This window comes from Streptomyces montanus (assembly GCF_005786655.1).
In the GTDB taxonomy this organism is placed as follows: domain Bacteria; phylum Actinomycetota; class Actinomycetes; order Streptomycetales; family Streptomycetaceae; genus Streptomyces; species Streptomyces sporangiiformans.
Genome location: NZ_VBZC01000017.1, coordinates 55,331 through 76,303 on the forward strand (window position 1 = coordinate 55,331; position 20,973 = coordinate 76,303).

Annotated in this window: 38 protein-coding genes; 4 read left to right on the forward strand and 34 right to left on the reverse strand. The window is 67.7% G+C overall.

Translation table 11 applies throughout. The features are described 5' to 3' along the window. Positions 1-127 precede the first annotated feature (127 nt). From FE633_RS17310 to FE633_RS17440, 29 genes are all read right to left on the reverse strand, one after another. The gene (locus tag FE633_RS17310) at positions 128-643 is read right to left on the reverse strand and encodes a hypothetical protein (RefSeq protein ID WP_138046064.1); all 516 of its coding nucleotides are present in this window, start codon (positions 641-643) and stop codon (positions 128-130) included. Positions 644-963: 320 nt separating this feature from the next. Beyond that, a complete protein-coding gene (locus FE633_RS17315) occupies positions 964-1,551 on the reverse strand; it encodes a hypothetical protein (RefSeq protein WP_138046065.1) in 588 nt (195 codons plus the stop codon). An 85-nt stretch (positions 1,552-1,636) separates the two neighbouring features. Beyond that, positions 1,637-1,855 (reverse strand): DUF3039 domain-containing protein, encoded by a 219-nt coding sequence (locus FE633_RS17320; protein ID WP_212747230.1) that lies wholly within the window; start codon positions 1,853-1,855, stop codon positions 1,637-1,639. A 67-nt stretch (positions 1,856-1,922) separates the two neighbouring features. After that, positions 1,923-3,077, reverse strand: coding sequence for a hypothetical protein (locus FE633_RS17325; RefSeq protein WP_138046066.1), 1,155 nt, complete (start codon positions 3,075-3,077; stop codon positions 1,923-1,925). 126 nt (positions 3,078-3,203) lie between these two features. Beyond that, the gene (locus FE633_RS17330; protein ID WP_138046067.1) at positions 3,204-3,959 is read right to left on the reverse strand and encodes a hypothetical protein; all 756 of its coding nucleotides are present in this window, start codon (positions 3,957-3,959) and stop codon (positions 3,204-3,206) included. Positions 3,960-4,095: 136 nt separating this feature from the next. Next, the gene (locus FE633_RS17335; protein ID WP_138046068.1) at positions 4,096-4,323 is read right to left on the reverse strand and encodes a hypothetical protein; all 228 of its coding nucleotides are present in this window, start codon (positions 4,321-4,323) and stop codon (positions 4,096-4,098) included. Between the two features lie 129 nt (positions 4,324-4,452). After that, entirely contained in the window at positions 4,453-4,725 is a 273-nt protein-coding gene (locus FE633_RS17340) for a hypothetical protein (RefSeq protein ID WP_138046069.1), read from the reverse strand. A gap of 167 nt (positions 4,726-4,892) precedes the next feature. Then, entirely contained in the window at positions 4,893-5,381 is a 489-nt protein-coding gene (locus tag FE633_RS17345) for a hypothetical protein (protein WP_138046070.1), read from the reverse strand. 12 nt (positions 5,382-5,393) lie between these two features. Further along, positions 5,394-5,519 carry a hypothetical protein gene (locus tag FE633_RS49250; protein WP_281291207.1) on the reverse strand — a complete coding sequence of 42 codons (126 nt, stop codon included), beginning with the start codon at positions 5,517-5,519 and terminating at the stop codon, positions 5,394-5,396. A gap of 352 nt (positions 5,520-5,871) precedes the next feature. Next, positions 5,872-6,396 carry a hypothetical protein gene (locus FE633_RS17350; RefSeq protein ID WP_138046071.1) on the reverse strand — a complete coding sequence of 175 codons (525 nt, stop codon included), beginning with the start codon at positions 6,394-6,396 and terminating at the stop codon, positions 5,872-5,874. A 55-nt stretch (positions 6,397-6,451) separates the two neighbouring features. Then, the gene (locus FE633_RS17355) at positions 6,452-6,709 is read right to left on the reverse strand and encodes a hypothetical protein (protein WP_138046072.1); all 258 of its coding nucleotides are present in this window, start codon (positions 6,707-6,709) and stop codon (positions 6,452-6,454) included. Positions 6,710-6,858: 149 nt separating this feature from the next. Further along, a complete protein-coding gene (locus FE633_RS17360; protein ID WP_138046073.1) occupies positions 6,859-7,122 on the reverse strand; it encodes a hypothetical protein in 264 nt (87 codons plus the stop codon). 38 nt (positions 7,123-7,160) lie between these two features. After that, complete coding sequence (locus FE633_RS17365; protein WP_212747231.1) at positions 7,161-7,565, reverse strand: hypothetical protein; 405 nt, start codon at positions 7,563-7,565, stop codon at positions 7,161-7,163. Between the two features lie 5 nt (positions 7,566-7,570). After that, on the reverse strand, positions 7,571-7,789 hold the full coding sequence (locus FE633_RS17370) for an AAA family ATPase (protein ID WP_212747232.1): 219 nt from the start codon (positions 7,787-7,789) through the stop codon (positions 7,571-7,573). A gap of 21 nt (positions 7,790-7,810) precedes the next feature. After that, positions 7,811-8,248: a hypothetical protein gene (locus tag FE633_RS17375; protein ID WP_138046075.1), complete on the reverse strand. Its 438-nt coding sequence runs from the start codon at positions 8,246-8,248 to the stop codon at positions 7,811-7,813. 84 nt (positions 8,249-8,332) lie between these two features. Then, positions 8,333-8,890, reverse strand: a complete 558-nt coding sequence (locus FE633_RS17380) for a hypothetical protein (protein ID WP_138046076.1) — start codon at positions 8,888-8,890, stop codon at positions 8,333-8,335. A 979-nt stretch (positions 8,891-9,869) separates the two neighbouring features. Then, on the reverse strand, positions 9,870-10,112 hold the full coding sequence (locus FE633_RS17385) for a hypothetical protein (RefSeq protein ID WP_138046077.1): 243 nt from the start codon (positions 10,110-10,112) through the stop codon (positions 9,870-9,872). Between the two features lie 353 nt (positions 10,113-10,465). Next, a complete protein-coding gene (locus FE633_RS17390; protein WP_138046078.1) occupies positions 10,466-10,651 on the reverse strand; it encodes a hypothetical protein in 186 nt (61 codons plus the stop codon). A 382-nt stretch (positions 10,652-11,033) separates the two neighbouring features. Then, positions 11,034-11,174 (reverse strand): hypothetical protein, encoded by a 141-nt coding sequence (locus FE633_RS47265; RefSeq protein ID WP_171059993.1) that lies wholly within the window; start codon positions 11,172-11,174, stop codon positions 11,034-11,036. Further along, entirely contained in the window at positions 11,171-11,413 is a 243-nt protein-coding gene (locus FE633_RS17395; RefSeq protein ID WP_138046079.1) for a hypothetical protein, read from the reverse strand. The genes FE633_RS47265 and FE633_RS17395 overlap by 4 nt, the downstream gene beginning before the upstream one ends. After that, a complete protein-coding gene (locus FE633_RS17400; protein WP_138046080.1) occupies positions 11,410-11,826 on the reverse strand; it encodes a hypothetical protein in 417 nt (138 codons plus the stop codon). The genes FE633_RS17395 and FE633_RS17400 overlap by 4 nt, the downstream gene beginning before the upstream one ends. Before the next feature lie 300 nt (positions 11,827-12,126). Continuing rightward, positions 12,127-12,630: a single-stranded DNA-binding protein gene (locus FE633_RS17410; RefSeq protein ID WP_138046082.1), complete on the reverse strand. Its 504-nt coding sequence runs from the start codon at positions 12,628-12,630 to the stop codon at positions 12,127-12,129. Positions 12,631-13,071: 441 nt separating this feature from the next. Then, positions 13,072-13,386, reverse strand: a complete 315-nt coding sequence (locus FE633_RS17415; RefSeq protein WP_138046083.1) for a hypothetical protein — start codon at positions 13,384-13,386, stop codon at positions 13,072-13,074. Between the two features lie 142 nt (positions 13,387-13,528). Next, positions 13,529-13,786, reverse strand: a complete 258-nt coding sequence (locus FE633_RS17420) for a hypothetical protein (protein ID WP_138046084.1) — start codon at positions 13,784-13,786, stop codon at positions 13,529-13,531. Positions 13,787-13,901: 115 nt separating this feature from the next. Continuing rightward, positions 13,902-14,828, reverse strand: coding sequence for a hypothetical protein (locus tag FE633_RS17425; RefSeq protein ID WP_138046085.1), 927 nt, complete (start codon positions 14,826-14,828; stop codon positions 13,902-13,904). Positions 14,829-14,842: 14 nt separating this feature from the next. Next, positions 14,843-15,331: a transposase gene (locus FE633_RS17430; protein ID WP_342791188.1), complete on the reverse strand. Its 489-nt coding sequence runs from the start codon at positions 15,329-15,331 to the stop codon at positions 14,843-14,845. A gap of 248 nt (positions 15,332-15,579) precedes the next feature. Then, complete coding sequence (locus tag FE633_RS47270) at positions 15,580-15,744, reverse strand: hypothetical protein (protein ID WP_171059994.1); 165 nt, start codon at positions 15,742-15,744, stop codon at positions 15,580-15,582. Further along, positions 15,741-16,301 (reverse strand): hypothetical protein, encoded by a 561-nt coding sequence (locus FE633_RS17435; protein ID WP_138046086.1) that lies wholly within the window; start codon positions 16,299-16,301, stop codon positions 15,741-15,743. The genes FE633_RS47270 and FE633_RS17435 overlap by 4 nt, the downstream gene beginning before the upstream one ends. Before the next feature lie 2 nt (positions 16,302-16,303). Next, a complete protein-coding gene (locus FE633_RS17440) occupies positions 16,304-16,606 on the reverse strand; it encodes a hypothetical protein (RefSeq protein WP_138046087.1) in 303 nt (100 codons plus the stop codon). Positions 16,607-16,746: 140 nt separating this feature from the next. Between FE633_RS17440 and FE633_RS17445 the strand changes: the two genes are divergently transcribed. Continuing rightward, positions 16,747-16,971 (forward strand): hypothetical protein, encoded by a 225-nt coding sequence (locus FE633_RS17445; protein WP_138046088.1) that lies wholly within the window; start codon positions 16,747-16,749, stop codon positions 16,969-16,971. Positions 16,972-17,266: 295 nt separating this feature from the next. Here FE633_RS17445 and FE633_RS17450 read toward each other — a convergent pair whose 3' ends face one another. From FE633_RS17450 to FE633_RS17455, 3 genes are read right to left on the reverse strand one after another with little or no spacing between them, the layout of a single operon-like run. After that, entirely contained in the window at positions 17,267-17,575 is a 309-nt protein-coding gene (locus tag FE633_RS17450) for a hypothetical protein (RefSeq protein ID WP_138046089.1), read from the reverse strand. Beyond that, positions 17,572-17,730, reverse strand: coding sequence for a hypothetical protein (locus tag FE633_RS47275; protein ID WP_171059995.1), 159 nt, complete (start codon positions 17,728-17,730; stop codon positions 17,572-17,574). Before FE633_RS47275 ends, FE633_RS17450 begins: the two co-directional genes overlap by 4 nt. A 10-nt stretch (positions 17,731-17,740) precedes the next feature. After that, entirely contained in the window at positions 17,741-18,019 is a 279-nt protein-coding gene (locus tag FE633_RS17455) for a hypothetical protein (protein WP_138046090.1), read from the reverse strand. 228 nt (positions 18,020-18,247) lie between these two features. Here FE633_RS17455 and FE633_RS17460 point away from each other — a divergent pair, with 228 nt between their 5' ends. The 3 genes from FE633_RS17460 to FE633_RS17470 are packed head-to-tail and all read left to right on the forward strand — an operon-like array spanning position 18,248 to position 19,689. Further along, on the forward strand, positions 18,248-18,571 hold the full coding sequence (locus FE633_RS17460) for a hypothetical protein (RefSeq protein ID WP_138046091.1): 324 nt from the start codon (positions 18,248-18,250) through the stop codon (positions 18,569-18,571). Positions 18,572-18,580: 9 nt separating this feature from the next. Next, complete coding sequence (locus tag FE633_RS17465) at positions 18,581-19,489, forward strand: hypothetical protein (RefSeq protein WP_138046092.1); 909 nt, start codon at positions 18,581-18,583, stop codon at positions 19,487-19,489. After that, the gene (locus FE633_RS17470; RefSeq protein ID WP_138046093.1) at positions 19,486-19,689 is read left to right on the forward strand and encodes a hypothetical protein; all 204 of its coding nucleotides are present in this window, start codon (positions 19,486-19,488) and stop codon (positions 19,687-19,689) included. The genes FE633_RS17465 and FE633_RS17470 overlap by 4 nt, the downstream gene beginning before the upstream one ends. Before the next feature lie 80 nt (positions 19,690-19,769). Here FE633_RS17470 and FE633_RS17475 read toward each other — a convergent pair whose 3' ends face one another. Further along, the gene (locus tag FE633_RS17475) at positions 19,770-20,624 is read right to left on the reverse strand and encodes a hypothetical protein (RefSeq protein ID WP_138046094.1); all 855 of its coding nucleotides are present in this window, start codon (positions 20,622-20,624) and stop codon (positions 19,770-19,772) included. Continuing rightward, positions 20,611-20,964, reverse strand: a complete 354-nt coding sequence (locus FE633_RS17480) for a hypothetical protein (protein WP_138046095.1) — start codon at positions 20,962-20,964, stop codon at positions 20,611-20,613. The genes FE633_RS17475 and FE633_RS17480 overlap by 14 nt, the downstream gene beginning before the upstream one ends. Between the last annotated feature and the right edge of the window lie 9 nt (positions 20,965-20,973).

Sequence of the window (20,973 nt, forward strand, 5' to 3'; positions counted from 1 at the left end):
AGCAATTCGGCAGCCCGCACGCCGTACGGCACGGACCGCAGAACGCTCGAACCTGGTTCAGAGCCGCACACCCGGCGCAGTCTGTGGGCGGTTCGGCTATTCGCGTATAAGCCAGCCGCGTCGTCATTCATCGTTCCTCTCTTCCTTGATCTCCGGCCGCCGGAACGTCGTCGTGACCGCACGGTCGGTTGCTCGGCTCGGGCTCGCGCCGCGCCTCCTCGCCTTCGGGGCCGGCCAGGTCTTCGCGGAGCCTGGCTGCGCGCTCCGGGTCCAACTCCAGCCAATACGGCTCACCGTTCGGGCCGGAGAGCAGGACTGTGGTCGTGTCGTCGTCACCCCACAGGACGTCGTTCAGGCCCCAGCGGAGCGGGGTGGGGTTGTCTGCGGCTGCAAGGTCTTCTGTACGGCGCTCCAGCTCGGCGCGGAGGCGGCGGACCTCGGCTACGAGTGGCTGCGTCGCGGCGTGCATGGCGACGAAGTACACGCCGAGCCGGTCGTCCCACAGATCGGCGAGCAGGTTGCCGTGTGAGCCGCGAAGCTCCGCACGGGAGTCGTCGACGGTCCACGGTCCGGCGGGGATGTTCTTCGCAAAGGTCTCCAGCTCGTCGAGCTGCTGGCCGGTGAGCGGGGTCGGGCTGGTCATGGTTCCTCCAGTGGATGCGGGCCAGGACGGTGTGGCCGTGGCTGTAACCGAGGGTCAGACGGCGGGCAGGGCGGTCACTCGCTCCAGCCGATGAGGCGGAAGTCGACGCCCTCGTCCTCCATCTCGTGCTTGGAGGAGCACACTTCGGACGCCCAGACGAGGCGGAGGATCGCGTCTCCATGCGGCGACGGGCTGGTCTGGTACTCGCCCCAGATCTGGCTGTAGCTGTCGAGAAGGATCGAGTCGTGCTTGTCGGTGGGACGGTCGGCGAGCGGGGCGGGGGGACCGGCCGCCAGTGGAAGGGGCGGCAGGTCGCGGGTTCAGCGGGTCTCGGCGGCGAGGTCGGCCACGCGCCGCTGGTAGGCGCCCCAGACGCTTGCGGTGTCCAGGCTGGGGCCGGTGGTGTAGCCGGTGGGGGAGGATGCGTGCGCCCACGTGCCGTGTGCGGTGACGACTTCCCGGTATTCGGTGCGGCTGGCCGGGTGGGATGCAATGGTGACCCACTGCGCGCCGGTCAGGGACGGATAGGCCGCCAGGTGGGCGGCGACGGCCGATGCTATGGCGTCGGCGGCGGCGGCCGGGTCGGTGATGTCGGCGGGCGCCTCGGTGAAGTCGCAGTGCACGTGACGGGTGTTGAAATCGTCGGTGATCACAGCACTGACGCCGAACAGTCCGGCCAGGGGCACGTCATAGCCGGACACGGAGCGGGGGCCGGTGTGGGAGTGCGCCTCGATCCACACGCCCGGCTGGCCCGGCGCGGTGGTCACCAGGGAGGCGCCGGGCAGGGAACGCCAGGGCTTGACCACGCGGAAGGTGACGCCGTGCGCGGTCAGCGCGGCCTTGAGGATCGCGCCGGTACGCTCGGCGGCGGGGGCTGTCTTGCTCAGGTCGTGGGGCCAGGAAGTCATGGTGTACCTCTCACATCGCTGCGGTGTGGGTGGGGCTGAGTGCGTGCGGCCCGGTTCGACCGGGCAACCGGGCGGCGCGGGTGGATCAGAAGAGAGGTGCGTCCTGGTCCGTGCGGAGGGGCGGGGACCAGACCGGCGCTGATCGCCATACGGCAGACCGGGTACTTTCCGGGTTCTTCGACGGGGTCCGCTTCTTGCCGCAGAGGGCGAAGACGGGCTCGCCCGTCATGGAGGAGCGGACGATGTCCTCCTTGCTGACGTAGTGGCTCAGGCGGTCGTGGTCACCAGCGCCGTCGTCCTTCACCCGCTCCTCGTTCTCGACGATCGAGTCGAAGAGGACGTCGGTGTCCGTGTTGGTGCCGCGCTGCGTCTCAGTAGCGCTTGCCGGCCGTCGCGCGGGCCTGCGCTTCGGCGTCGCGGGCAGGGATGGTGGCGAGGAGTTCGCCGGGGCTCGCGGCCCTGGCGAGGGACTTGGTACGGGCCGGGTCGGCGTACAGGGTCCACACGTCGCCGCCCATCCGGGGCCGGTAGGAGAGCTGCCAGAACCGGCGGTTGGCGTAGCAGATCTGCCAGGAACGCGGGCCGGACGGGTGTGCGCTCACACCGGCCGGAAGGTCCGGCAGTTCCGGCACGGGACCGTACGCGCGGTCTATGTAGGCGAGGTGTTCGGCCGTCGCCGTGATGGCGACGCGCACCGTGTGCGGCCACCGGTGCCCCTCGGGCAGCATCGGCGCCCACTCCTTCCACTGCGCCTCGCTGCTCGCGCTGCCGGTGTACGGCGCCCAGGCCGCGCCGCGCGCGTAGTTGAAGCCGAGCCGCATCAGGTGCCACCCGGCGGCGATCTTCAACCCCTCCGTGTTCGCGCCGTCGGTGATGGCGTCCAGGTAGATCCCGGCGGGGTCATTCTCCCGACCGGCCGCGCCCCGCTCCGTGAGCGGGATCATGTGGCGTTCGGTCGTGCTGCCCTCGGCGGTCATCAGCCGCAGCGTCGCGCCCCCACCGGCGAGCGGGTACGTCATCCGAATTTCCGCGACGGTCGGCAGGCCGGCGAGTTGACCCGCACGCATCCGCTCTAGCCGCTCGGTCATGGTGGCCGACACCTGGGAACGCTCGCCGCCCTCGGCGGCCGTACGCCCCGCGGCACCCCGCGCACGGGTGCCCTGGTCGCAAGTTGCCGGCGCGTCCGTCTCGGGCGCGGCAGCGGCCTTCTCCCGCTCGTGGGCAACCGCGCCGACCGCCAGCGCGAGCGCGCCCTTACGGGTGGTGCTGTGGCTGCCGACCTGCCGCCGCTCGCCACCGACTTCGCGCACCATCCAAACCAACTCTGCGTTCCTGGTCACCTGGTACGCCGCATAGGTGCGCTGCAGGAACCGGCGGCCGTTGAGCGTCTCGCCGGGAAGGTTGAACAGCCAGCCGTCTACGCCGTATTCGGTGCCCTCCGGCGCACGGCCGTTGGTCGGGGTGTACCGGCGATAGGAGCGGGTGACGATCTCCCGAACGATGCTGCGGGCCGTGGTGGTGGACATGGTTTGGGGTTCCTTCCCGAGTGCTGCCGTGGTCTCCGCGCGCCGGTCGGCGTGCGGTCAGTGCCCCTGCCCCGCCTCGAACGGGGAGGGACCGGCCAAAGGCCCGGATCCGGGGGCGTCGTGGGGTTAGAACGGAGGGCAGCAGAGGTGATCGGCGCACACGTGCGCGGCGGCCTCGGCCTCTTCGGCGGCGCGCTTGCGCTCGTACTCGGCCGCGCGCTTCTCGGCTCGCGCCACACACGGCGCGTTGTCGCACGTGGTGTGCCCCTTCAGGGAGTCGAAGGAGTCGTCGAAGACCTCGATCAGCCCGTAGTCCTCGCACCAGCCGCACAGCGGCTCCGGGGCGTGCAGGCTCTCGCCGTCCACGCACTCGATCCAGTTGGACGAGTCGTACCAGGCGCCTTGCCCGTCGTCCTCGATCCACTCGATACCGCGTCCGCAGTGCACACAGACCCGCTCCGGCTCGGGCAGCGTCAGCCCGAAGTGTTCGGCGACCGCGGCAGCACACTGCCCGGCCTGCATGCCCGCGCTCGCCGTGGGCTTGTGCTCGTCGCCGAACCCGTTGTAGACGAACTGGGTTCCCTCGTCGTCGGTGACCGTGGCGGCCACGGCCCGCAGTGCGACCGCGGGCAGGTCGTAGTGATCGGCGAACTGGCGACCCTCCGGGGTGCGGGCGGATGGGTCGGCCACACAGTGGATCCACACCCGCGCACGCCCCGGCACGCTGCACACCAGGTACTCCGTGGGCAGCCCGCGCCAGGGCTGGTCCACGTGGTGCACGATCCCGAGTGCTTCGAGCGCGTCACGGAGCATGGCGCCGGTGTGGCAGTCGTACGCGGAGTGCGTCTTGGTGAGGCTGGGGCGTGCGGTGAGCGTGGACATGCGGGTTTCTCCTCGGGTTGGTTCGGGTTCCGTGGCTGTGGACGTCCCGCCCACGTGCTGGGCGCCGTAGGGGGTTGGAGTGTCAGGCGCCCTGGCCGGTCAGGCCGCGCGCGGTGCGGTAGGCGGGGATCAGGTCTCAGGTGGAGCCGAGCCGGTACCACCAGAAGAGTTCGTCACGGTCGCGGCCGGTCGTGGTCTTGCGGGTGCCGCCATCGGTGTAGTGGTCGGCGATAACCAGGGCGGCGGCGGTGTGCTCGGCGTGGGACAAGCCGGGGCCGGTCACGTGCCGTTCGGCGGCGATGCGGTCCAGGCGAGCAAGGATTTCGGGGGCGGGGGTGATCTCGGGGGCGGCGTGCTGTCCCATGTCGGGGAGTTCCTCTCGCGTATGGAGGGCGGGGTTTGTGCTGAGTGCGACCGGCCCGATTCGAAAGGGGGCTGTCTGGGGATTCAGGGCTGCGGGGGGGGTGATCAGATGCCGTCGAGCCGTAGCAGGTCACGCAGTACGGCCGGGCCGTCGTCCCCCGCCGGTCGGCGCCGCGCCGGACGCCGTGCGGGAGTCTTGGAGCCCTGCGGCGAACGCGGGTCGGGACGCTGCGGCGTCCTGCGTCGCCTGCGTGCGCGCCGTGGAGGCCGTCTCCTGCGCCTGGGTGGCTTCAGCCTCGATCGGCGCGGCCTCGATGACTCCGCGCGAGCCATGGCCGATCCCGTAGGCGCCCGGCGCGGAAGCCTCGACGGCCGTTCCCGTGATCTCCTCCATGGCGGCCACACGCGCTGCCTTGCCACCGCACGGGTCCTCATACCCTGAAGATCAGACCGGATCAGCTCCGCTGATCAGGCAGAAGAAGAGAGACCCCCGCCCGGCGAGCATGATGCTCAGCCGACGGGGGCTCCGCGGAATTCACCTGCCGACGCCCAGAGGTGAGCCCCAGTCGGCTACGGCTGGATGCTGCCGTCCGGCACGAGGATCGTGATCCGGTCCTGGCACAGCTGCTGGCCGTCGTTCGGGAAGAGGCTACTCAAGCTTCCTGCGTCCGTGCCTTCCTGGTCGGGCCCGATCTTCAGCCGACTCCTGTCGTGCGGGTCGCCGGTGTAGCTCGGCTGCGATGCATCGATGGGCTCGACCGTGCAGCGCAGCCGCTCGACGCGCGGCGTCTGGTCTGCTTCATGTGGATGGATGACTCGGACCGTGATGTCGTTGGTGAACGTCGAGTGGCGACACAGGAACGACGGCTGAGCTCTGCACTCCTCCTCTATCGACACGCTTCTGGGCACGACGACGTCGTGGTCTTCGATGGTCGTGTAGTCGTAGGTGCCCGTGTACGGAGTCTCCGCCTCGGGGGTCGCCTTGTAGTAGGAGCCGTCAGTGCGCTTGACGAGATTCTGCACGGGATCCGGGACGTAGACGATCTTCGTGTTCGCCATGGCAGCGCGCTCCTAGGCATCTTGCTCCTTGATGTGGTTGAGCCCGAGGAACACGCCTGCGACCAGGGCGGCAACTAACGCGATCGAGATCGCCCAGTCACGCAGGCGTTGGTATTGGCGTAAGTGGGTGTTGTACATGGTGCTGGGTCTCTCTCATTCTGGGCGTGGTCAGGTGGTTTCGACGTCGCTGCGCGCGCGCAGCCGTTTGGCGAAGAAGCCGGCCTGGACGGTGAAGTAGCCCTGATGCAGCTTGTAGAGCTCAGGGCAGACGGGCCCGGAGGCCCAGGCCTGGATCCCTTTCGGGAAGAGGGCTCTGCCCTCTCAGGCGAGGTGCCAGGCTTGGCAGTAGTAGACGAGCTTCTGGAGCGTCATCGCGGTCATCGCTGGCCGGTCGGGCTCGGCCGCGGCGTGCTACTGCAGGATGTACTCGGCGACGTCGAAGACGGATGTCTGAGACTGAGCGATGGTTCCAACCTTCATTCCGCTTCGATCACCACCAGTGCCGGAACAGGTAGTCGCCGCGCGGCAGTTCGCCACGGCGGATCAGATCGGCCAGGACCAACCGCAGCGACGGCGAGAAGGCGCGATCAGCGAAGAACCGGTCCTCGAACACGGCGTTCTCAAGGTCTTGCGTCGCCGGCGGGTTCGCCTCGACGGTGGCTGGTGTGTTTTCGTCGGCGACGCGGATGCTCAGCCAGTAGTTCAGCTCCGTCATACCGGTCTTGAAGGCGCTCTCGCCGGTGCGGGAGTCCCAGCCCAGGTAGATCTTGGCGTCGTCGAGGTCGCCGAGTGCCTGCAGGTAGTCCCCGTCGGAGGAGAGCTCGTAGAGCTTCACGCTGTCATTGCCGATGTGCTCGTCGTCCCGCTGGCATCCGCGCAGCGAGCTGTACGGCTTGTCGTAGACGCGCTCGGCGATGGCCTCGATCGCGATGTATCCGTTCTCGGCGGTCACAAGATCAGCGTGCGGTTCCAGCATGTAGACGCTGCGGGGCGTGTATTCGGGTGCATCGGGCATGACGGGGCCTCCTATGTGTGGTTCGGTGATGGTTGCGGGGACGAGCCAGTGCGGCTCAGTGCTCGCCTCGCAGGAGGTCCGCCAAGGCCTGAGCATGGGCGTTCTTCGCTTGTTCGACGGCGGCCTGCTCCTGGAGGGAGTGGATCTTCTCCCCCGCCTGGATGCGCTTGTCGACGGCGTCCATGGCGAGAATGACGGCAGCGAGTTCGAGCCGGGCGTCCGCCACGCGGCGCTTCAGTTCGGGGTGCCGCTCGGACATCACGCCCAACCGGTGGACGGCGTCGAGCTTCTGCTCTTCACTGACGGTGGACATAGCGGAACTCGCTTTCTGCTGGGTGGTGTTGAGGGGAGCAGCGTCAGGGAACAGAGCGCAGCGCCACGAGAACGAGGAGCCCCCGCAAGGTGTGATCCCTGCGGGGGCTGATGGGGCGGGTGCGCTGCGGGGACTGATGTGTTCGGGCTTCAGCCGACGCGGAACTCCTTCACCGTCCCCCAGTGGCCGCAGCCGCCCCGGCGCTCGAAGCACTGGATCGGGTTGTCGTCGCCGAATCCGTCGTCGTCGGGGATGGCGCGGCCCGGGAAGTGATCGTTCTCGGGCTGCCGGCAGCCCATGAAAGCGATCCCGTCGTCGTGCATGACGACGTTCATCGTGATCTGGACGACGAAGGCCTCCTCGCTGAAGCATTCCGGGCAGCGGATGCCTTTCAGGTTCTCGGTGTTGGCCATACTTGCTCCTAGATGCGTGGCGGTGACGGAGCGACGGCTCAGGACTGCGCCAGGGTCCCAGCGAGGTCGACCTTCCGGCCTCGGGCGATCTCGGCGGCCGGGACGTCGATGCGGAAGCCGCCGACCGGGTAGCTCGGGTGGTCGGAGAACACCACGGCACACATCCAGGAGCCGGAGTGGCGCTTGCGCGGCAGCGGCTCCTCCTCGACGCCCTCAGGCAGAGCGTCCTTCCGGAACTCGATCGGCACCACGACGACGCGGTAGGGCCGGTCAGTGCGCGGTGGCTCCCACGGCAGCTCGACGAGCAGGTCCTTGGGCCACTCTTCGATGGTCACGGGCAGGGTGGACAGGTAGTGGTTCGTCGAGCCTTCGGGGGCATGGGCTAGCCGAGCCCGCTCCTGTTCTTCGGTCTCGATGAAGCCGATGCGGCTGAGGAAACTCATGGTGGTCAGCGCTCCTGGGTCAGTGTCTTGGTCCGGAAAGTCGGCATGGGTTCGAAGAAGGCGAGCTTGTCGAGCTCGCAGCGCACGCCGTACGGAGTCCTGGATGGCGAGGGCGGTGCGTTCGTGCGCAGGTCGTCGAGGTCGACGCGGCGGATGCGGCCGCCGGCGTCGGCGGCGAGCTTGCGCGCGAGGGTGCTCTTGCCGGAAGCCGGGAGGCCGGTCATAACGTGGACGGTGACCATGGGTCAGCGCTCCTGGATGTGGTCGATGAGACGCAGGGAGTCGTAGGCCCGGAGGGCGGCTGTGCGGTGGGCCTGCTGCCAGACGGACCCGATGGGCGTCGCGACGTGATCCTCGGCGGTGGTCAGCCGGTCGAGGACCTCGGCCCGCACCGTGCGGGCGGCCTGGAGGATCTGCTCGTCGGACACGCCGGAGAGGTCGGGGTTCTGTCTCCACGGCGCGGCGTCCGAGTCTCGGACGATCTGGGGGATGCGTCCCCAGACCGCCCAGTGCGTTTCGGAGGCGATGATGGCGCCGAGATTGACCTCCCACTCGGCCGACTCGTCGAAGTTGCTGAGCGTGGAAGCGGCTTCGGTGCGTGCCTGGCGGTAGGCCCGGGCGCACTCGGTGACAGCGGTGCGGATGTAGGCCGCGACGGAGGCGGCGGTGATCGTCTGGGGCACGAGGGGACTCCTTGGCGGGTGTTGGAGGGCGCCGGGGCGTGGCACCTGCCTGCCGCGCCCCGGCGCGGGCGTCATCAGGGCTGGTCAGCCCTCGTCGTCGCTCTTGTAGGGGGAGGCGTCGCCGCGGGGCGAATCTGCTTCCACGCAAGGGCGGTGACGTCCCGGCCGTCGTACATCTGGAACAGCGCTGGCCTGTACGGGGAGTTGACCGCGTGCAGGGCGAAGGCCTTCCGGTCGGCCAGGTGCGCGAGCTGCTGGTAGGCGTCGGTGGCCTGGGCGATCCAGTCGGCGACCTGCGCGCATCCTCTCGGCGACCCGGTGGGCCCAGTCGCGGAACTCGTCGGGTACCTGGTCGAAGAGGGCCGCGGGGTCGTTGCCTGCGGCGAGGACCTCCCAGATGGTGCGCTCGTTGGTCCCGGTGAACAGGGCGTGGATCTTCAGGTAGTCGGCGAGCTTCACCTTGGCCCGCAGCCCGGAGGGGAAGCGGATGATGTAGCTCTCGGCCGCGGTCCCGCCCACGCTGTCGCCGTCCACCGTGGTGTTCGCGCCGGCGAGCTTCTCCAGCACCTCCACCGAGTCGGACAGCCTCCAGGGGGAAGGGGGGAAGAAGCCGCTGGTCAGCGAGTCTCGCTGTAGCCGCATTCGGAGCACGTGTGCGTGACCTTCTCGGCCTTCTTGCCGGCGCGAATGCCGTGGGCGTTCGACTCCATGTCGATAGCGCAGTTCGGGCAGTTCATGGCTCGGCTCCTGACGTGACGAGGATGTTCTTCAACGCCAGATCCGGATCAGCTCCGCTGATCCCTTGTGCTCACTGCCTTCACGAGACGAGCAAGGCGAGCCACGAAGAAGAAAAAACACAGCACCCCGGCGCAGCTGCTGCCCGAAGGCAGAGCGCGCACCGGGGTGCTGGGGAAGCCGGAGCCGCGGAGATCTCCAGGGACGCGCCGCAGGGATCAGCTGCAGCGCTCAGGAATCGAACCTGTTCCGCGGTCGGTCTGCACGGTGTGCCCACTGGCGTACGCCGAGGATCAGTCGGCGCACTGCGGATTCGAACCGCTTCGTGCAGAAGTCTGTGGCGGGCCTACTGGGCCAACCGCCGTGCGGCTGCCCGGAATTCCTCGAAGGTGACGGGCTGCGCCGTCTGGCGGCCAGAGCCGAATGCGCCGGCCCAGCGGCTCAGATAGCCCTTGCACAGCTCCTGGTCGCCCAGGCGGTCTTCTTCGCTGTAGAGCGGCAGTCAAGATGCAGATGTCGCGGGCGTAGACGGGAGTTGAGCGTCCCACGGGCTCGTGCCGTGTCGTGGTTCGTGGGCGGCGGCACCTTGCCGATGAACGGGACCAGGGGACGAGAGCCTGCGGTGTGAGCGGGTGGGCCTAGGATGCGCGTCGGTACGGTGTCGGTAGCCGGGCTCGGGCTGATGCGCTTGCGCCGCTGGGGTGTTGAGGACCGGGGTGCAACACGAGCTGCCCCTTTCCATCAGGCCCCCGGCCCGCGAGCAGTTGGCGGGGCCAGGGGCCGGAAGGTGTAGTCAGCGGCCTCGGTCAGTCAGGGGTTGTGGACGGGCGGGGGACCCCGTGGCCAGCATGTGGAAGAAGCCGACTGCGAGCAGCCGGACGTGCCTTCATGCGCCGACCGAGGCCACGACCTTCCAGAACTCCCTCCACTTCTTCTCCTCGGCCCGCTGGTACGCGTCCCTCTGGGCGGTGGTGATCGGCGCCCAGAGGGCCGTGTGGTGAGCGTCCTTGGCTGAGCTGGTCGTCGTGATTCCGGTGATGACCCCCGTATCGGGGTCTTGGGTGACGGACGTGTAGACCCAGTCCTCGCCGTAGTCGGTGTAGGTCATCTGGTCAATGCGGTCGCGCACGGCTCTGCCCGTGTAGACGCACGTCCGGCTCTCGCGACCGTTGATGAACACGAGCCGCTCGGCGTAGTGCCCGTCGTCGTCGATGACGGGGGTTGAAGTGCTCGCTCGGCCGTACGTTCACTGTCGGGGTTCCTGTCGCGTCGTGGTTGGCTGGTCGGAGTCGCCGTGAGGGTGAGTGGGTTCGCCGAACAACACGAGCGCCTCGTGCGCTGACGGTTGGCCATCCCGCCAGGCCGGAGCCTGACGGGATCGAGGTTGCGGACGCCACGGCGGCCCGGAGGGCCCTGGCCCGCCGGAGGCTGCGCTGCCAGGTGCTCCTACTTCGTAGCGGGGAGATCGCGGGCGCTGGCGACCTACAGGCAGGCCGCGGGCAGGTCAGTGAATGCGTCGAAGTTCGTAAGCTGGACTCCGTGTTCCCTGACGACGGCCATGAGGTCGTCGAGCAGGTAGTAGGCGGCGGTCGTCTGCACCGGGCTGACCTGGACGGAGGCGGCGACCGCCTCGATCCGGCCGTGCGTGTAGTTGCGCTCGTCGCTCATCTCGGCGACTCCTACTAGGGGTTGGGGAAGCCGTGGGAGCGCAGGACGTACTCCGGGTAAACGTGCCAGCCGGTGTCCTCGCCACGGCGCCTCGCGGTGCACGACCTTGCCCATTACTCAGCCCTCCCGTTCCGTTGAGCCCATCGGATGAGGCGGGCCGTGGCTGCCTGTCGCCTCAGATCACTCTCGAAAGGTGGCGGGAGGAGTCCCCCTTCACCCTCCGCATCCAGGACAGCGGCCAGGATGTTCAGTGCGCCCTGGAAGCGCGCTTCGGAGACCTTCCGTACCTCGGCACCCTCGTGTGGGTTTCCTAGATGAAGAGAGAGGCCGAAGTCGCGGTCCCGCTGTTGCCTTGCCGTCCAGGCCGCCTCATAGGCGGCCGTCACGATGACCTTGGCCTCGCCGCCCACTCGCTAACCCCTTCCGCCTGCCACTGCTCGGCCAGCATCCTGTAGTACGCATCGACTTCGTCCTGGGACAAGAAGGTGTGCCCGTCGATCTGGACCGCGAAGGTGTCGCTCATGGCGCCTGCCCTTCCATCAGGTGCCGTACGTGGTCCTCCGCGTACGAGCGGTAGTCCACCGTTTCGTGCGGGTGTTCCGCCTCCACCGTGATGTAGCCGAACCGGACCGTAGCGAAGTTGCCACCTGCCACGTAGGTCCAGCCGATCACTTCGCCGCCGTCCAGAACTTCCCGGAACAGGCGCGGGTTCCCGTGACGTCGCCCCGCCCTGGTCTTGGCTTCATCCGGTGAAATCTTCACGTTTCCCTCCTGTGTGCGTCCAGGTAATCCAGGTCTGTCGCGATGAGTTCGGTGCACGTCGGGATGCCGATCCCGAACCTGTTCGACTGGGTGGCGGTCTTGGCGTATCCGAACACTTCGGCAAGATCCCTTTCCAGCTGCACAAGAACTGCCGTCAAGGACGTCATTTCCAGGCGCCCCGAGGTGATCGTCGGATGCATCACCGGATAAATGTGAACTTCACCCAGCGCATCGTGGATACCCTTCGCCCACAGCTTGACCTCGGCATTCGAGCGGCCGTTCTTCGTGTTCGCCCGGAACATCTTGATGACCTCACGGGCGACCGGCTCAAGCTCATCGAGGCGCACCGTTACGTTGGTGCGTGCCTCGATCCTGCGGGTCTGCTCTTCGGAGAGTTCAACCTTTTGCGTCATGAGGTTCCTCTTCTCTGTTATAGATTTCCTCACAGGAAAAGACCCCGAAGGGTCCTGAAAACACTCCCCGGACAGATGCCGTCGGTCACTCCGGCGAGCTGATCTCGTCCACCGTCAGGTTCATGCCGAGGATCGCCATGTTCAGCGCTGAGATCACCTCGCGGGCGACACTGTGCGTGACCGGATCAACTGCGCTGATCCCCTTCGTGGTGACATGGAGGCTCAGCGAAAACGAAGATCCCCGGTGACGGAGCGGGGCAGGCTCCATCACCGGGGATCGCTGTATTCGGTTCTCGGTATTCAGTTGTGGCTTGTGGCGGCTTGACTCCCGAACGGCAACTGCTCGTCCACTGCGCTGGCGTGCGCGACGGCCGGGGCGGCAGCCGCGACGGGAGCAGCCTGGGCCTGCAGGTTCTGGTTCTGGGCCTCGGCCTTGGTGACGCGCTCGGCCAGGCGGGCCTGGGTGGTGGCGCGGGACTCCAGGAAGGAGATGTTCTGGATCTCGAGCTTGACCTCGAAGACCTCGGCACCGTTCTTGGTGTAGCGGTTCAGGCGGGGCTCATAGCTGAGGCCCACCAGGTCACCCTTGTGCACGTGGGCGAACGGCCCGGTGCCCTGCGTCTCGGCACGTACGAAGGCCTCGAAGGGCAGCGCGTCGGAGATGCGGTTGCCCTGACGGTCGGTGTATCCGCGGTCGACGAAGGCGGTGAGCATGACCTTCTTGGAGCCGTCCTTGTTCTCGAAGACCTTCGGGTCGTTCGCCAGGCGGCCGATGACGGATGCGGTGCTGTTCGGGTTCGACATGGTGGATTCTCCTTGAATACAGCGCAGCGCCCGGATCGACGTCGTCGTCCGCGCGCAGTTGGGTGGGTTGTTGAGATGTTCAGTTGTCTGTCATGCCACCATCCGGATCAGCTTCGCTGATCAGATGATGTCCTCTTCCAATGCTTCTTCCGAATCAGCTGTGCTGATCGAATGCCTTGTCACTCCGAGTCCCGAATCGGCTTCGCCGATCAGACTCGCGCTCTTCGCTGAGTTATCGGCCACTCCCCCGACCAGACTCCCGACGTGATGCCCGGATGTCTCGTAGCTCGGCCTCCGCCTGGTCTGCTCTGGCGGTATCGCCCCTCTTGCAGGCCAGCCGATAGGAGTGCTCGAGATCGGCGATCCTGCCTCGGCGGACGACCGCCAGGGTGAACCAGAACAGCACCAGGACCAGACCGGCCGCGATGAGGATCCCGACGCTCACAGCGTCACCTGCACTTCGTAGACCGTCGAGCAGTACGGCACGCCGGTGAGTGCGTGCACGGGCGTCACCAGACCTGCCTGCGCCAGGCGAGCCGTCAGGCCCGAGTGCTCGGACCAGTCCTTGATGAAGACGTTCCCGGGCCCGGGCGTGAGACCGTAGCCCTGCAGGCTGATCGAGATGGGCTCAGGACCCTCGTCGAGTTCGAGTTCCAGCACACGGTTCTCGTCGTCGTGCACGAGCGCGCCGGTCAGCTCGATGCAGCCGAAGCCGACGGTGACGTCGTGCTTCACGGTGGTCGTGGACTCAGCCATAGTGGTCTCTCTCTTCTCATGATGTGGATTGTGGACGCCGATGGGCGCGATCAGCTGATGCCTCCTCCGCTTTCGCATGCTCCGTGGGCCTGAAGCACGAGCGATAAGGCGGGGGGGGCGGCAGGCTGGTGGCGGTTCGCGGTTACGGCTGGTCCCCCTGGAGTACGGCGCGCAGCCGGGCGGCCAGGTCGGTGTCCTGACCCTCCAGCAGCGCCAGGGCCCGCTCGATGCGCTGCTCGGTCGTCAGGCGCCAGCGGCGCTCAGACTCAGCACGATCGTGCAGCTCCTGGATCGCGGTGTTGAGCTGCCGGTTAGTGCGGGTGCGGATGATGCGGAAGCGTCCGATGGGGTGAGCGACTGCGGCGGCGCCGGCATTGAGCCCGTAGCGGCAGGAAGACAACCGACCTCATGGGCTCCGGCACAGCGGTGGGATTCGAACCCACGAAGCGATCGCGCCCGTGGGCGAGGGGGATGCCTCTGCAGATCTACTTCCGGATCGACTGCGTCGATCCAGATCAGTCACCGACCGGAACCCGTTCGCGATACAGCTCGCTGATCCGGGCAACGGCTTCAGCTGGAGGCTCATAGACCGGCGGCAGCTCGCTGACTGCGATGTCGAGGTATCGGGCATCCGGCAACGGTTCAGGTCGGAGCATCGCTGCTCCGTCGGCAGTTCTCAGGTAGAGCTCGATCGCGCGCTCGATACGCCTGTTGCGGGTCAGCACTCTGCTGATGCTGTTGGCCTCGTCGAGGTCCAGGTCGAGGGTCACCGCCCGGTTGAGTGCCCGGCGCATGCGGTGCTCGATGGTGCAGTGCGCGTTCAGATCGATGGTGGTGTCCTTGCATCCGAGCAGCACCGCGTCGAAGACGCCCTCGATGCTGTCCGGGAGCTGCCAGCCGGGGAGATGCCCTAAGGTGCCGTCCGTCTCGCGGTCGTCGGCGCCGAGCAGACGGTTCCAGTCGTCGCGCCGGCGCTTCCACTCCTTGACACGGATCTCATCCGGTCGGTCGGCCTGATTCTGGTAGTGGTAGTCGACGAACAGGGGCCGGCCGTCGGCTTCGAGAGTCATGAGCGCGTCGGTGTACGCGCGGTTCCCGGCGAAGGGGTACGCCAGCCGGCGCGTGCCGTAGTCGTCGTCGACCTGGCCGAAGACGATGCTGAAACGCAGCGGGTCGTGGAACGTCATGCGGTCATCGAGCCCGGCCTGCTCGTCGAGCCAGAGCTTCCGGGCCCGGTAGACGGTGTAGCTGTGCAGGGGGCCGCCCATGTCGCGTTCGCGCACCTCGGTGTCATCGACGACGCGGGCGACGTTCCTGGCGATGACAGGCACAGCCAGCTCGCGGAAGACCTCACGCATGCGCTTGGAGATCACGCGGGTGAGTTCGAAGAGGTCGGGCGCGTGCGCGGTCAGCCGCAGCCCGTCATACAGCTTGGTGCTCATCGGATTTTCCGTTCTCAGGATGCTCCTAGAGCTGTCAAGCAGCTGGAGCGAGGTCGTTTTGAGTGATGTGCGTGGCCGGTGTGCTGGCCAGGGCGCGGTAGACCTCGCGGGCGACGAATCGCTTGAGGCAGCTCATGATGTCCTTCTTGGACAGCCCTTCCTTGGTGCGGCGTTCGACGTAGGCGCGGGTGCGTTCGTCGAAGCGCATCCGGACCAGCACGATGGTGCAGCGCGTTGTTCGCGGCCCGGTCACCGCCGCGGTTGAGGCGGTGGCGGTGGGTACGGCCGGAGGAGGCCGGGATCGGAGCGACACCGGCGAGGTGCGCAAACGCCCTCTCGGACCGCATGCGTTCGGGGTTGTCCCCGGCCGAGGTCAGCAGCTGGCCGGCGGTCTCGGGGCTGACGCCAAACAGCTCCAGCAGCGTGGGCGCCGCCTGCTTGACCAGCGGGCCGATCTCGGCGTCCAGGGCCTGGTGGCGGCGGGCGGTCCACAGCACCCTCACCGCCTCGCCACGCCGTCCCGGCTCTTCGGTGTGCCGGTGGCCAGCCGGACAGCAGGGCCGTCGCGGCGGCGTAGGCGTCGATCGGGTCGGACTTGCCCCTCATCCGCCGCGTCTTGCGGTCCGGACGGTCCATGTCCCCGACGGTGACACCGGCGGCAGCCAGCACCCGGTCGAGCCCGGCACCGTAGGCGCCGAAGTCCCCCGTCCACATCGGCCGGGGGGTGACGGAAGCAGGCGGATGATCTCGATCAGGTGCGGATCGCGCCCATCGGGTCCGGCGCCTGCACCCGCAGGCGCACCGGCTCGCCTGGCACCGGCGGGATCGATTCGACGGTCAGGATGTCTCTGCACTGCGTGCCGGCCTGCGCGTTCAGGTCCTTGTGGATCAGCGTGCGCAGCTCGATCGGGTTCATCGCCGGACCTCCTTGAGGCTCGGGGTGCCGTTGAACTTCGCGACCCACGCCCCGGGCGGTCCGGTCAGGCGGGCCGTTGCGGTTCCGTCCGGGCTCGGCGCCCAGCCAGCCATCGCCGTCCGGCGCGCGTCCTCCTCGTCCAGCGCACGGACGGTGGTGGTGATCGGAGCCGTGATCGTGACCGTGAACGTCTTGAGCGGCGGCGCCGTCCTGCGCCACTTACGGTACTGAGCAACGGCGTGCTGGTAGTGCACCAGCTCCCGCACGTACTGCTCGATGCGTACGAACCCGCGGGCCGCGTCGTGGCCGGTGGTGTCGATGTCGCTGAACCGCACCCACTCTTCGGTACCGACCCCGCAGGGACCCGAACGCTCGTACAGGGTGTCCAGCGGGGCGCCTGCGGCCTTCGCCTTCGCGCACCGATCCTTGATGTACTCGGCGTGGGACCCGATCTCTACGGCCCAGGCGACCATGTGCAGGTAGCCGTGATGCTCGGCGGGATCGGTGACGTGGTTGATGGCGCCACCGTAGGGCGGGTTGAACTTCGGCTCCTGCACGGTCAGCTCTCCTTGATCGCGGTGTCGGGGGTGGTGGTCGGAATGTAGAGACGGCGCCTGTCGACCCGGCACTTCGAGGAGAAGCCGGTCAGGTGCGCGACGCGGTTCGGGTACAGCGGCTCGACGTCTTCGTTTTGGACGCAGGCCCAGTCGTTGGTCTCGTTCGCGGCGGTGTCGGCCTTCGCATAGTCGTCGAAGGTCACGCCCATATGCTGTCTGGCCCTGGCCTCCAGCTTCGGGGTGACCGCGACGGCGGCGACGAAGTTAGCCAGGTTCTCGTGCTCGACGAGGGTGTAGCGGCGCATGGTCAGGTCTCCTTAGAGGTATTCAGGAGGTGGGGCGGCCGAAGAACCCGGCGCTGATGAGGTCCGTGTTGTGTTTGACCATCAGGTAGGAAGGCGGCCTGGGCTCGGTTCATCACCTCGATCTCGTCGGCCAGTGCGCCGTGGATGGTCTCGACGGCGACGTTGTCGTTGCTGCCCTCGTTGTCGAAGTCCTCGAAGGCGAGGTATGCGGTGTCGGTGCCGGCGTGGAAGAGGTCGAGCCAGACGTCGATCTGCCCGCCGTGCCGCGGATCGGCGAGCAGATCTTGTGGTGCGACTGGGTGACCGGTGAGGACGGCGAGGAGTACGAGCGGCAGCGGGAGTACCGCGTGCGCATGGTCGATTAGACCTGTTCCCCCAGCTCGCAGGGGGAGCCGTTCTTCCTGCAGAGGCTGGACTACCTGCCCGACGCATAGCGTGGCGAATGGAGCCGCAGCCCGTCGACAGACGTGCGGGTTGCGGGTCGGTGTGCAGGGTGACGGTCGTGACGGTTGCGAGATTGATGTTGGTCGTCAGGCGGCGAGCGGCAGCGCAGCCGAGGCTGTTCGTGGTGACCGTCGCGCCGGTTTCCGGGTGAGACGACGGGTCATCAGCGTGATGTACGCCCAGGTGAGCCGCTGAGTTGTTGCGGCGTCCTTGGGTCTACTGTTCTTCGTGACAGAGCCCGTTGCCGATCAGGTACGTTTTGTCGGCAGCGAGCTGCCGGATCTTCTCGATATGGCTGGAGCTGGTCCTGGCCCGTGCTGCGGCTGCGTCCGTGATGATCCTCATTGCGGACTGCCACTCTTCTGCGCTGCCTTCTGCCTGGTGCGCCTGCTGTAGTCGTCCGATCAGGCGGTAGGACCGCACGAGATCCTGGGCCAAGTCGCTCGGTGCGGGAAGCGGCATGTGGTGGAGGCTGCTCCACGGCGTGGTGAGCAGCGCGGTCGAGCTGACAACGGCGATCTTCATTGGTCAGGGGTTCCTCTTGAAGATGAAGAGAACCCGGCAACGGCGGCGGCTAGTTCGTCGCCTCTCTGCTCCCGGGCGTCGATGTCGTCGAGGCCTCTCTCCTCCGCACTCTGGTAGGCGTCTTGCCAGACCTTCTCGTCGTATAGCTCATTCATCGTGGCCCGTTCAGTTGAAGCGGGTGAGGGATGCGTAAAACTTCTCGGCCTCGACCCGAACGTTGTGGGCGAGCTGCCTGTCGAACTGGGCGTCCGTCAGCTTCTTCGTACCGTCGGCTGCGGCCACGCTGACGTTCTCGCGGGCTTCCTCAGGCCTTGTGAACCGCTGCTCGTCGGCGTCAGCGTCCCAGCGGAAGCACCGTACGGCGTCCTCCCACATCCGGATGCGGACCCTCACCTTCTCGATGTTCCGCGCGGTGATCTTCTCGATGCCGACGATCCGCAGCATCTTCGATAGGTGCTCTTACACGTCGCTCACCGGTGCCCCTCCTGCTCGATGATCGCGGCCAGCGTCAGCTCGGCCCACTGCTTCTTGACGTGCGTCTCGTCGTAGGAGCAAAAAGAGCACCGGTCTGTTCCTTAAAGTTCAGCACTTCTACGGATACGGCCGTGCGCAGTCCCGACCCGCGCCTGGAGGATGAGCTGTTTCCGGCCGCCTGACGGCTAGCTTTCAGGCATGGACGAGAACGACGAGCAGCTCCTCGACTTCGACAAGACAGAGATCGATTGGCGCCCTGAAAGGGCAGCCGAGGCGCTTACTGGCCCGTATGCGGACATCTATCGCAACCATCTGGCAGTCGCCCGGTGGGCCGACGGTTATGCCGAGCGGTACCAGGCGAGCAACGTGGCCGCCGCGTCCCCCGAGCACAGGGACGGGTTCGTGGAGGGAGTTCTGTGGATGGCCGCCTTCCTGCGGCAGGGTTACCTGCTCCCTGACGGTCAGCTGCTGCAACAGGACCAGCCGGGACTCCCGGACCGGGACAGCACGCCCGATTCGTAGAGTGACGAGATGGACTCCCAGACTCAGGCCCCGGACCCCTACACGATCCTGCACGGCTGGCTCGCCGGTTCGTACGTCCGGCCCGACGGCCAGCAGGTCATCGGGCGCGTCTGGGACGAGGACACCAAGTACCGTTACGGCCTCTACCTCGCCGGGATCGACGCCCCGCCCGGCTGGAAGCAGGACTGGTTCACCTACATCGGCGATTTCGTCTGGCACTTCGAGCCCCTGCACATCCAGGACTGGGCCGCACGCCTCACCGCCTTCGACCGCACCCCGCTCGCCCCTGCCTCACGTGCCCGCGCCGTCTCCGCCGTCCGCTCGTACTACGCCCACTGCGAGGACGACCTCGGCGCCGCCCGCTGGAACCTGCCGCCCCGGCGCGTGCTCGCCGGTCCCACCCCGCCGGCCGCGCGCGAGACCCTCACCCGCTTCCAGACCGATGCCCTGCGCACCGCCGCCGACCGCTGCCGCGGCCCCCACCCTGAACGCGCCCGCCTCGCCGTCTACATGACCCTCGCAGGCCTGCGCCCGGGACAGTGCATCGCGGCCGTCCTGCAGTACCTCCAGCGCGACAACCAGGCCGCTCCCGCCTGGAGACTGCCGGTGAAGAACAACAGCTCCTCCGCCGTCGGCCCCCTCACCCCCATTCCCCGGCCGCTGGTCTGGGCGCTCGACGAGTACCTGCCGGTGCGCACCCACAAGGCCCCCCACTCCAGCGAGAGCGAAGGCCCGCTGCTGGTCTCCCGCACGGGCCGGGGCCTCGACCACGTCACCTTCACCCGGCTGCTGCGCGAGGTCGCCGCCACTCACCCCGACCTCGAAGAGATCGCACCCACCCTGCACCCCGACCTCGTCGCCCACTCCCCCAGCCCCTTCGCCGACGAGAGCAACGCAGCCAGCGGGGAGGGGCGATGACGCTGTACCGGTCGATCCTCCAGTTCGTGGAGGACGGCCCGGGCGTCTCCGGCGAATGGAAGGACAACCCCGCCGCCGTTGTCCAGTTCGTCGCCGACGAGTACGACGGGACGCGCCGGATCATCCGCAAGTGGGTCGTCGACCGGGAGCGTCACCGAGGAGGGCGATCCGTTGTAGAACCCGCCCAGGCGGTTGCGTAGGGCCAGGCAGAAGCCTTGGAAACAGCTGGCACGGCCCTCCTGCAAGCCGCCCCGCGGGGGCAGTGATCCCTACGCCAGGGTCAGCCGGCGAAGGCGAGGTAGGAGCTGACCGTGAGGCCGGAGAACGTCAGAAGCTGGCGCGGCTTGAGGAGGGTGAACGCCGCGTGCAGGGTGATGCCGGCCGCGACGGCGTACGGCGTGGTCTGCGGGATCAGCAGCACGATGGGCAGCACGATCTCGGCGGCGATGACGGTGACGGCGACCAAGCGCCACAGGCGGATGTCACGGGGGGTGAGGTTGCCTGTGTGTCGTAGGACGATGCCGGGGATGTAGTTCTGGCGGCGATAGGGGAGCTGGTCCTTCAGCTGGGTGTAGGCGTGCATCCACTGAGCGAGGTAGAGGCCGGTGCAGAACTGGGCGGAGCGGATCTTCTGGAAGGCACTGTTCCAGTAGAGGTCGGCGGTGACGAGCGCGAGGAGGATCTGGGCCCAGGTGTTGGCCGTGCTGGGATGGTGCTCGATGGTCAGGCCGTGGCCGAGATCTCCGGCGACCACCAGGCACGCGCCGGTCAGGAGGGTGAAGCGCACGGCGGCGGGGCTCTTGAGGTAGAGGAGTTCCATCGCGGCCCCGGCCAGCACGAGCAGCAGCGTGAGGCGCGGGGCGATCCCTGCGGCCAGGACGACGGCGGCGGCCGTGCGGACGATCAGGGCGGGCCTGTAGACGCCGACGAGCAGACGGCTGCGGCGCTGGCCGAAGCGCTGTTTGGCGAGGCGCAGGCTGAGCGATCCGGGTGCGAAGCGGCTCCAGCCTCCCTGCCCGAAGGAGAGGGCGAACCGCAGGGCCAGGACGCTGCCGTAGGCGATGCGGAACAGCTGGAGCCGTCCGGGATCGGTCGGGCTGCGGAAGCCGGACGCGAGGGCGTCAAAGAACCACACGGCCGTCCCTCACCTCGATGGGCTGCTCGCCCTTGACGGACAGGACCCGGCCGTCCCCCTCGATCCGGTCGTAGCGGCCGGTGCGCATCAGGTGGTCGATGACCGTCTGGAGCTGGGGCGGGGGCAGCAGGAACGTCCCTGGTGAGAGGAACGCGTACGGATTGATGGACTCGGTCCGGTCGCCCTTGGTACCAGTGAGCGTGACGATCACGAACGTGGCCCGGGAGAACAGCGGGTAGCGCATCCAGCGGCCGGGCCTGCGGGTGAAGCCGGTGGCCATCCACGCCACGACGGCTGCGGTGACGGCGAGTTGGGCAGCGGACAGTACGTCTGCGGGCATGACTGGGAA

What these genes read in the sequence shown, in the direction of transcription:
- FE633_RS17310 (WP_138046064.1), bottom strand. Translation starts at nt 643, where the DNA reads ATGACCAGCCCGACCCCGCTCACCGGCCAGCAGCTCGACGAGCTGGAG.
- FE633_RS17315 (WP_138046065.1), bottom strand. Translation starts at nt 1,551, where the DNA reads ATGACTTCCTGGCCCCACGACCTGAGCAAGACAGCCCCCGCCGCCGAG.
- FE633_RS17325 (WP_138046066.1), bottom strand. Translation starts at nt 3,077, where the DNA reads ATGTCCACCACCACGGCCCGCAGCATCGTTCGGGAGATCGTCACCCGC.
- FE633_RS17330 (WP_138046067.1), bottom strand. Translation starts at nt 3,959, where the DNA reads ATGTCCACGCTCACCGCACGCCCCAGCCTCACCAAGACGCACTCCGCG.
- FE633_RS17335 (WP_138046068.1), bottom strand. Translation starts at nt 4,323, where the DNA reads ATGGGACAGCACGCCGCCCCCGAGATCACCCCCGCCCCCGAAATCCTT.
- FE633_RS17345 (WP_138046070.1), bottom strand. Translation starts at nt 5,381, where the DNA reads ATGGCGAACACGAAGATCGTCTACGTCCCGGATCCCGTGCAGAATCTC.
- FE633_RS49250 (WP_281291207.1), bottom strand. Translation starts at nt 5,519, where the DNA reads ATGTACAACACCCACTTACGCCAATACCAACGCCTGCGTGACTGGGCG.
- FE633_RS17350 (WP_138046071.1), bottom strand. Translation starts at nt 6,396, where the DNA reads ATGCCCGATGCACCCGAATACACGCCCCGCAGCGTCTACATGCTGGAA.
- FE633_RS17355 (WP_138046072.1), bottom strand. Translation starts at nt 6,709, where the DNA reads ATGTCCACCGTCAGTGAAGAGCAGAAGCTCGACGCCGTCCACCGGTTG.
- FE633_RS17360 (WP_138046073.1), bottom strand. Translation starts at nt 7,122, where the DNA reads ATGGCCAACACCGAGAACCTGAAAGGCATCCGCTGCCCGGAATGCTTC.
- FE633_RS17365 (WP_212747231.1), bottom strand. Translation starts at nt 7,565, where the DNA reads ATGAGTTTCCTCAGCCGCATCGGCTTCATCGAGACCGAAGAACAGGAG.
- FE633_RS17370 (WP_212747232.1), bottom strand. Translation starts at nt 7,789, where the DNA reads ATGACCGGCCTCCCGGCTTCCGGCAAGAGCACCCTCGCGCGCAAGCTC.
- FE633_RS17380 (WP_138046076.1), bottom strand. Translation starts at nt 8,890, where the DNA reads ATGCGGCTACAGCGAGACTCGCTGACCAGCGGCTTCTTCCCCCCTTCC.
- FE633_RS17390 (WP_138046078.1), bottom strand. Translation starts at nt 10,651, where the DNA reads ATGAGCGACGAGCGCAACTACACGCACGGCCGGATCGAGGCGGTCGCC.
- FE633_RS47265 (WP_171059993.1), bottom strand. Translation starts at nt 11,174, where the DNA reads ATGAGCGACACCTTCGCGGTCCAGATCGACGGGCACACCTTCTTGTCC.
- FE633_RS17400 (WP_138046080.1), bottom strand. Translation starts at nt 11,826, where the DNA reads ATGACGCAAAAGGTTGAACTCTCCGAAGAGCAGACCCGCAGGATCGAG.
- FE633_RS17410 (WP_138046082.1), bottom strand. Translation starts at nt 12,630, where the DNA reads ATGTCGAACCCGAACAGCACCGCATCCGTCATCGGCCGCCTGGCGAAC.
- FE633_RS17415 (WP_138046083.1), bottom strand. Translation starts at nt 13,386, where the DNA reads ATGGCTGAGTCCACGACCACCGTGAAGCACGACGTCACCGTCGGCTTC.
- FE633_RS17425 (WP_138046085.1), bottom strand. Translation starts at nt 14,828, where the DNA reads ATGAGCACCAAGCTGTATGACGGGCTGCGGCTGACCGCGCACGCGCCC.
- FE633_RS47270 (WP_171059994.1), bottom strand. Translation starts at nt 15,744, where the DNA reads ATGAACCCGATCGAGCTGCGCACGCTGATCCACAAGGACCTGAACGCG.
- FE633_RS17440 (WP_138046087.1), bottom strand. Translation starts at nt 16,606, where the DNA reads ATGCGCCGCTACACCCTCGTCGAGCACGAGAACCTGGCTAACTTCGTC.
- FE633_RS17450 (WP_138046089.1), bottom strand. Translation starts at nt 17,575, where the DNA reads ATGAAGATCGCCGTTGTCAGCTCGACCGCGCTGCTCACCACGCCGTGG.
- FE633_RS47275 (WP_171059995.1), bottom strand. Translation starts at nt 17,730, where the DNA reads ATGAATGAGCTATACGACGAGAAGGTCTGGCAAGACGCCTACCAGAGT.
- FE633_RS17455 (WP_138046090.1), bottom strand. Translation starts at nt 18,019, where the DNA reads ATGCTGCGGATCGTCGGCATCGAGAAGATCACCGCGCGGAACATCGAG.
- FE633_RS17460 (WP_138046091.1), top strand. Translation starts at nt 18,248, where the DNA reads ATGGACGAGAACGACGAGCAGCTCCTCGACTTCGACAAGACAGAGATC.
- FE633_RS17465 (WP_138046092.1), top strand. Translation starts at nt 18,581, where the DNA reads ATGGACTCCCAGACTCAGGCCCCGGACCCCTACACGATCCTGCACGGC.
- FE633_RS17470 (WP_138046093.1), top strand. Translation starts at nt 19,486, where the DNA reads ATGACGCTGTACCGGTCGATCCTCCAGTTCGTGGAGGACGGCCCGGGC.
- FE633_RS17480 (WP_138046095.1), bottom strand. Translation starts at nt 20,964, where the DNA reads ATGCCCGCAGACGTACTGTCCGCTGCCCAACTCGCCGTCACCGCAGCC.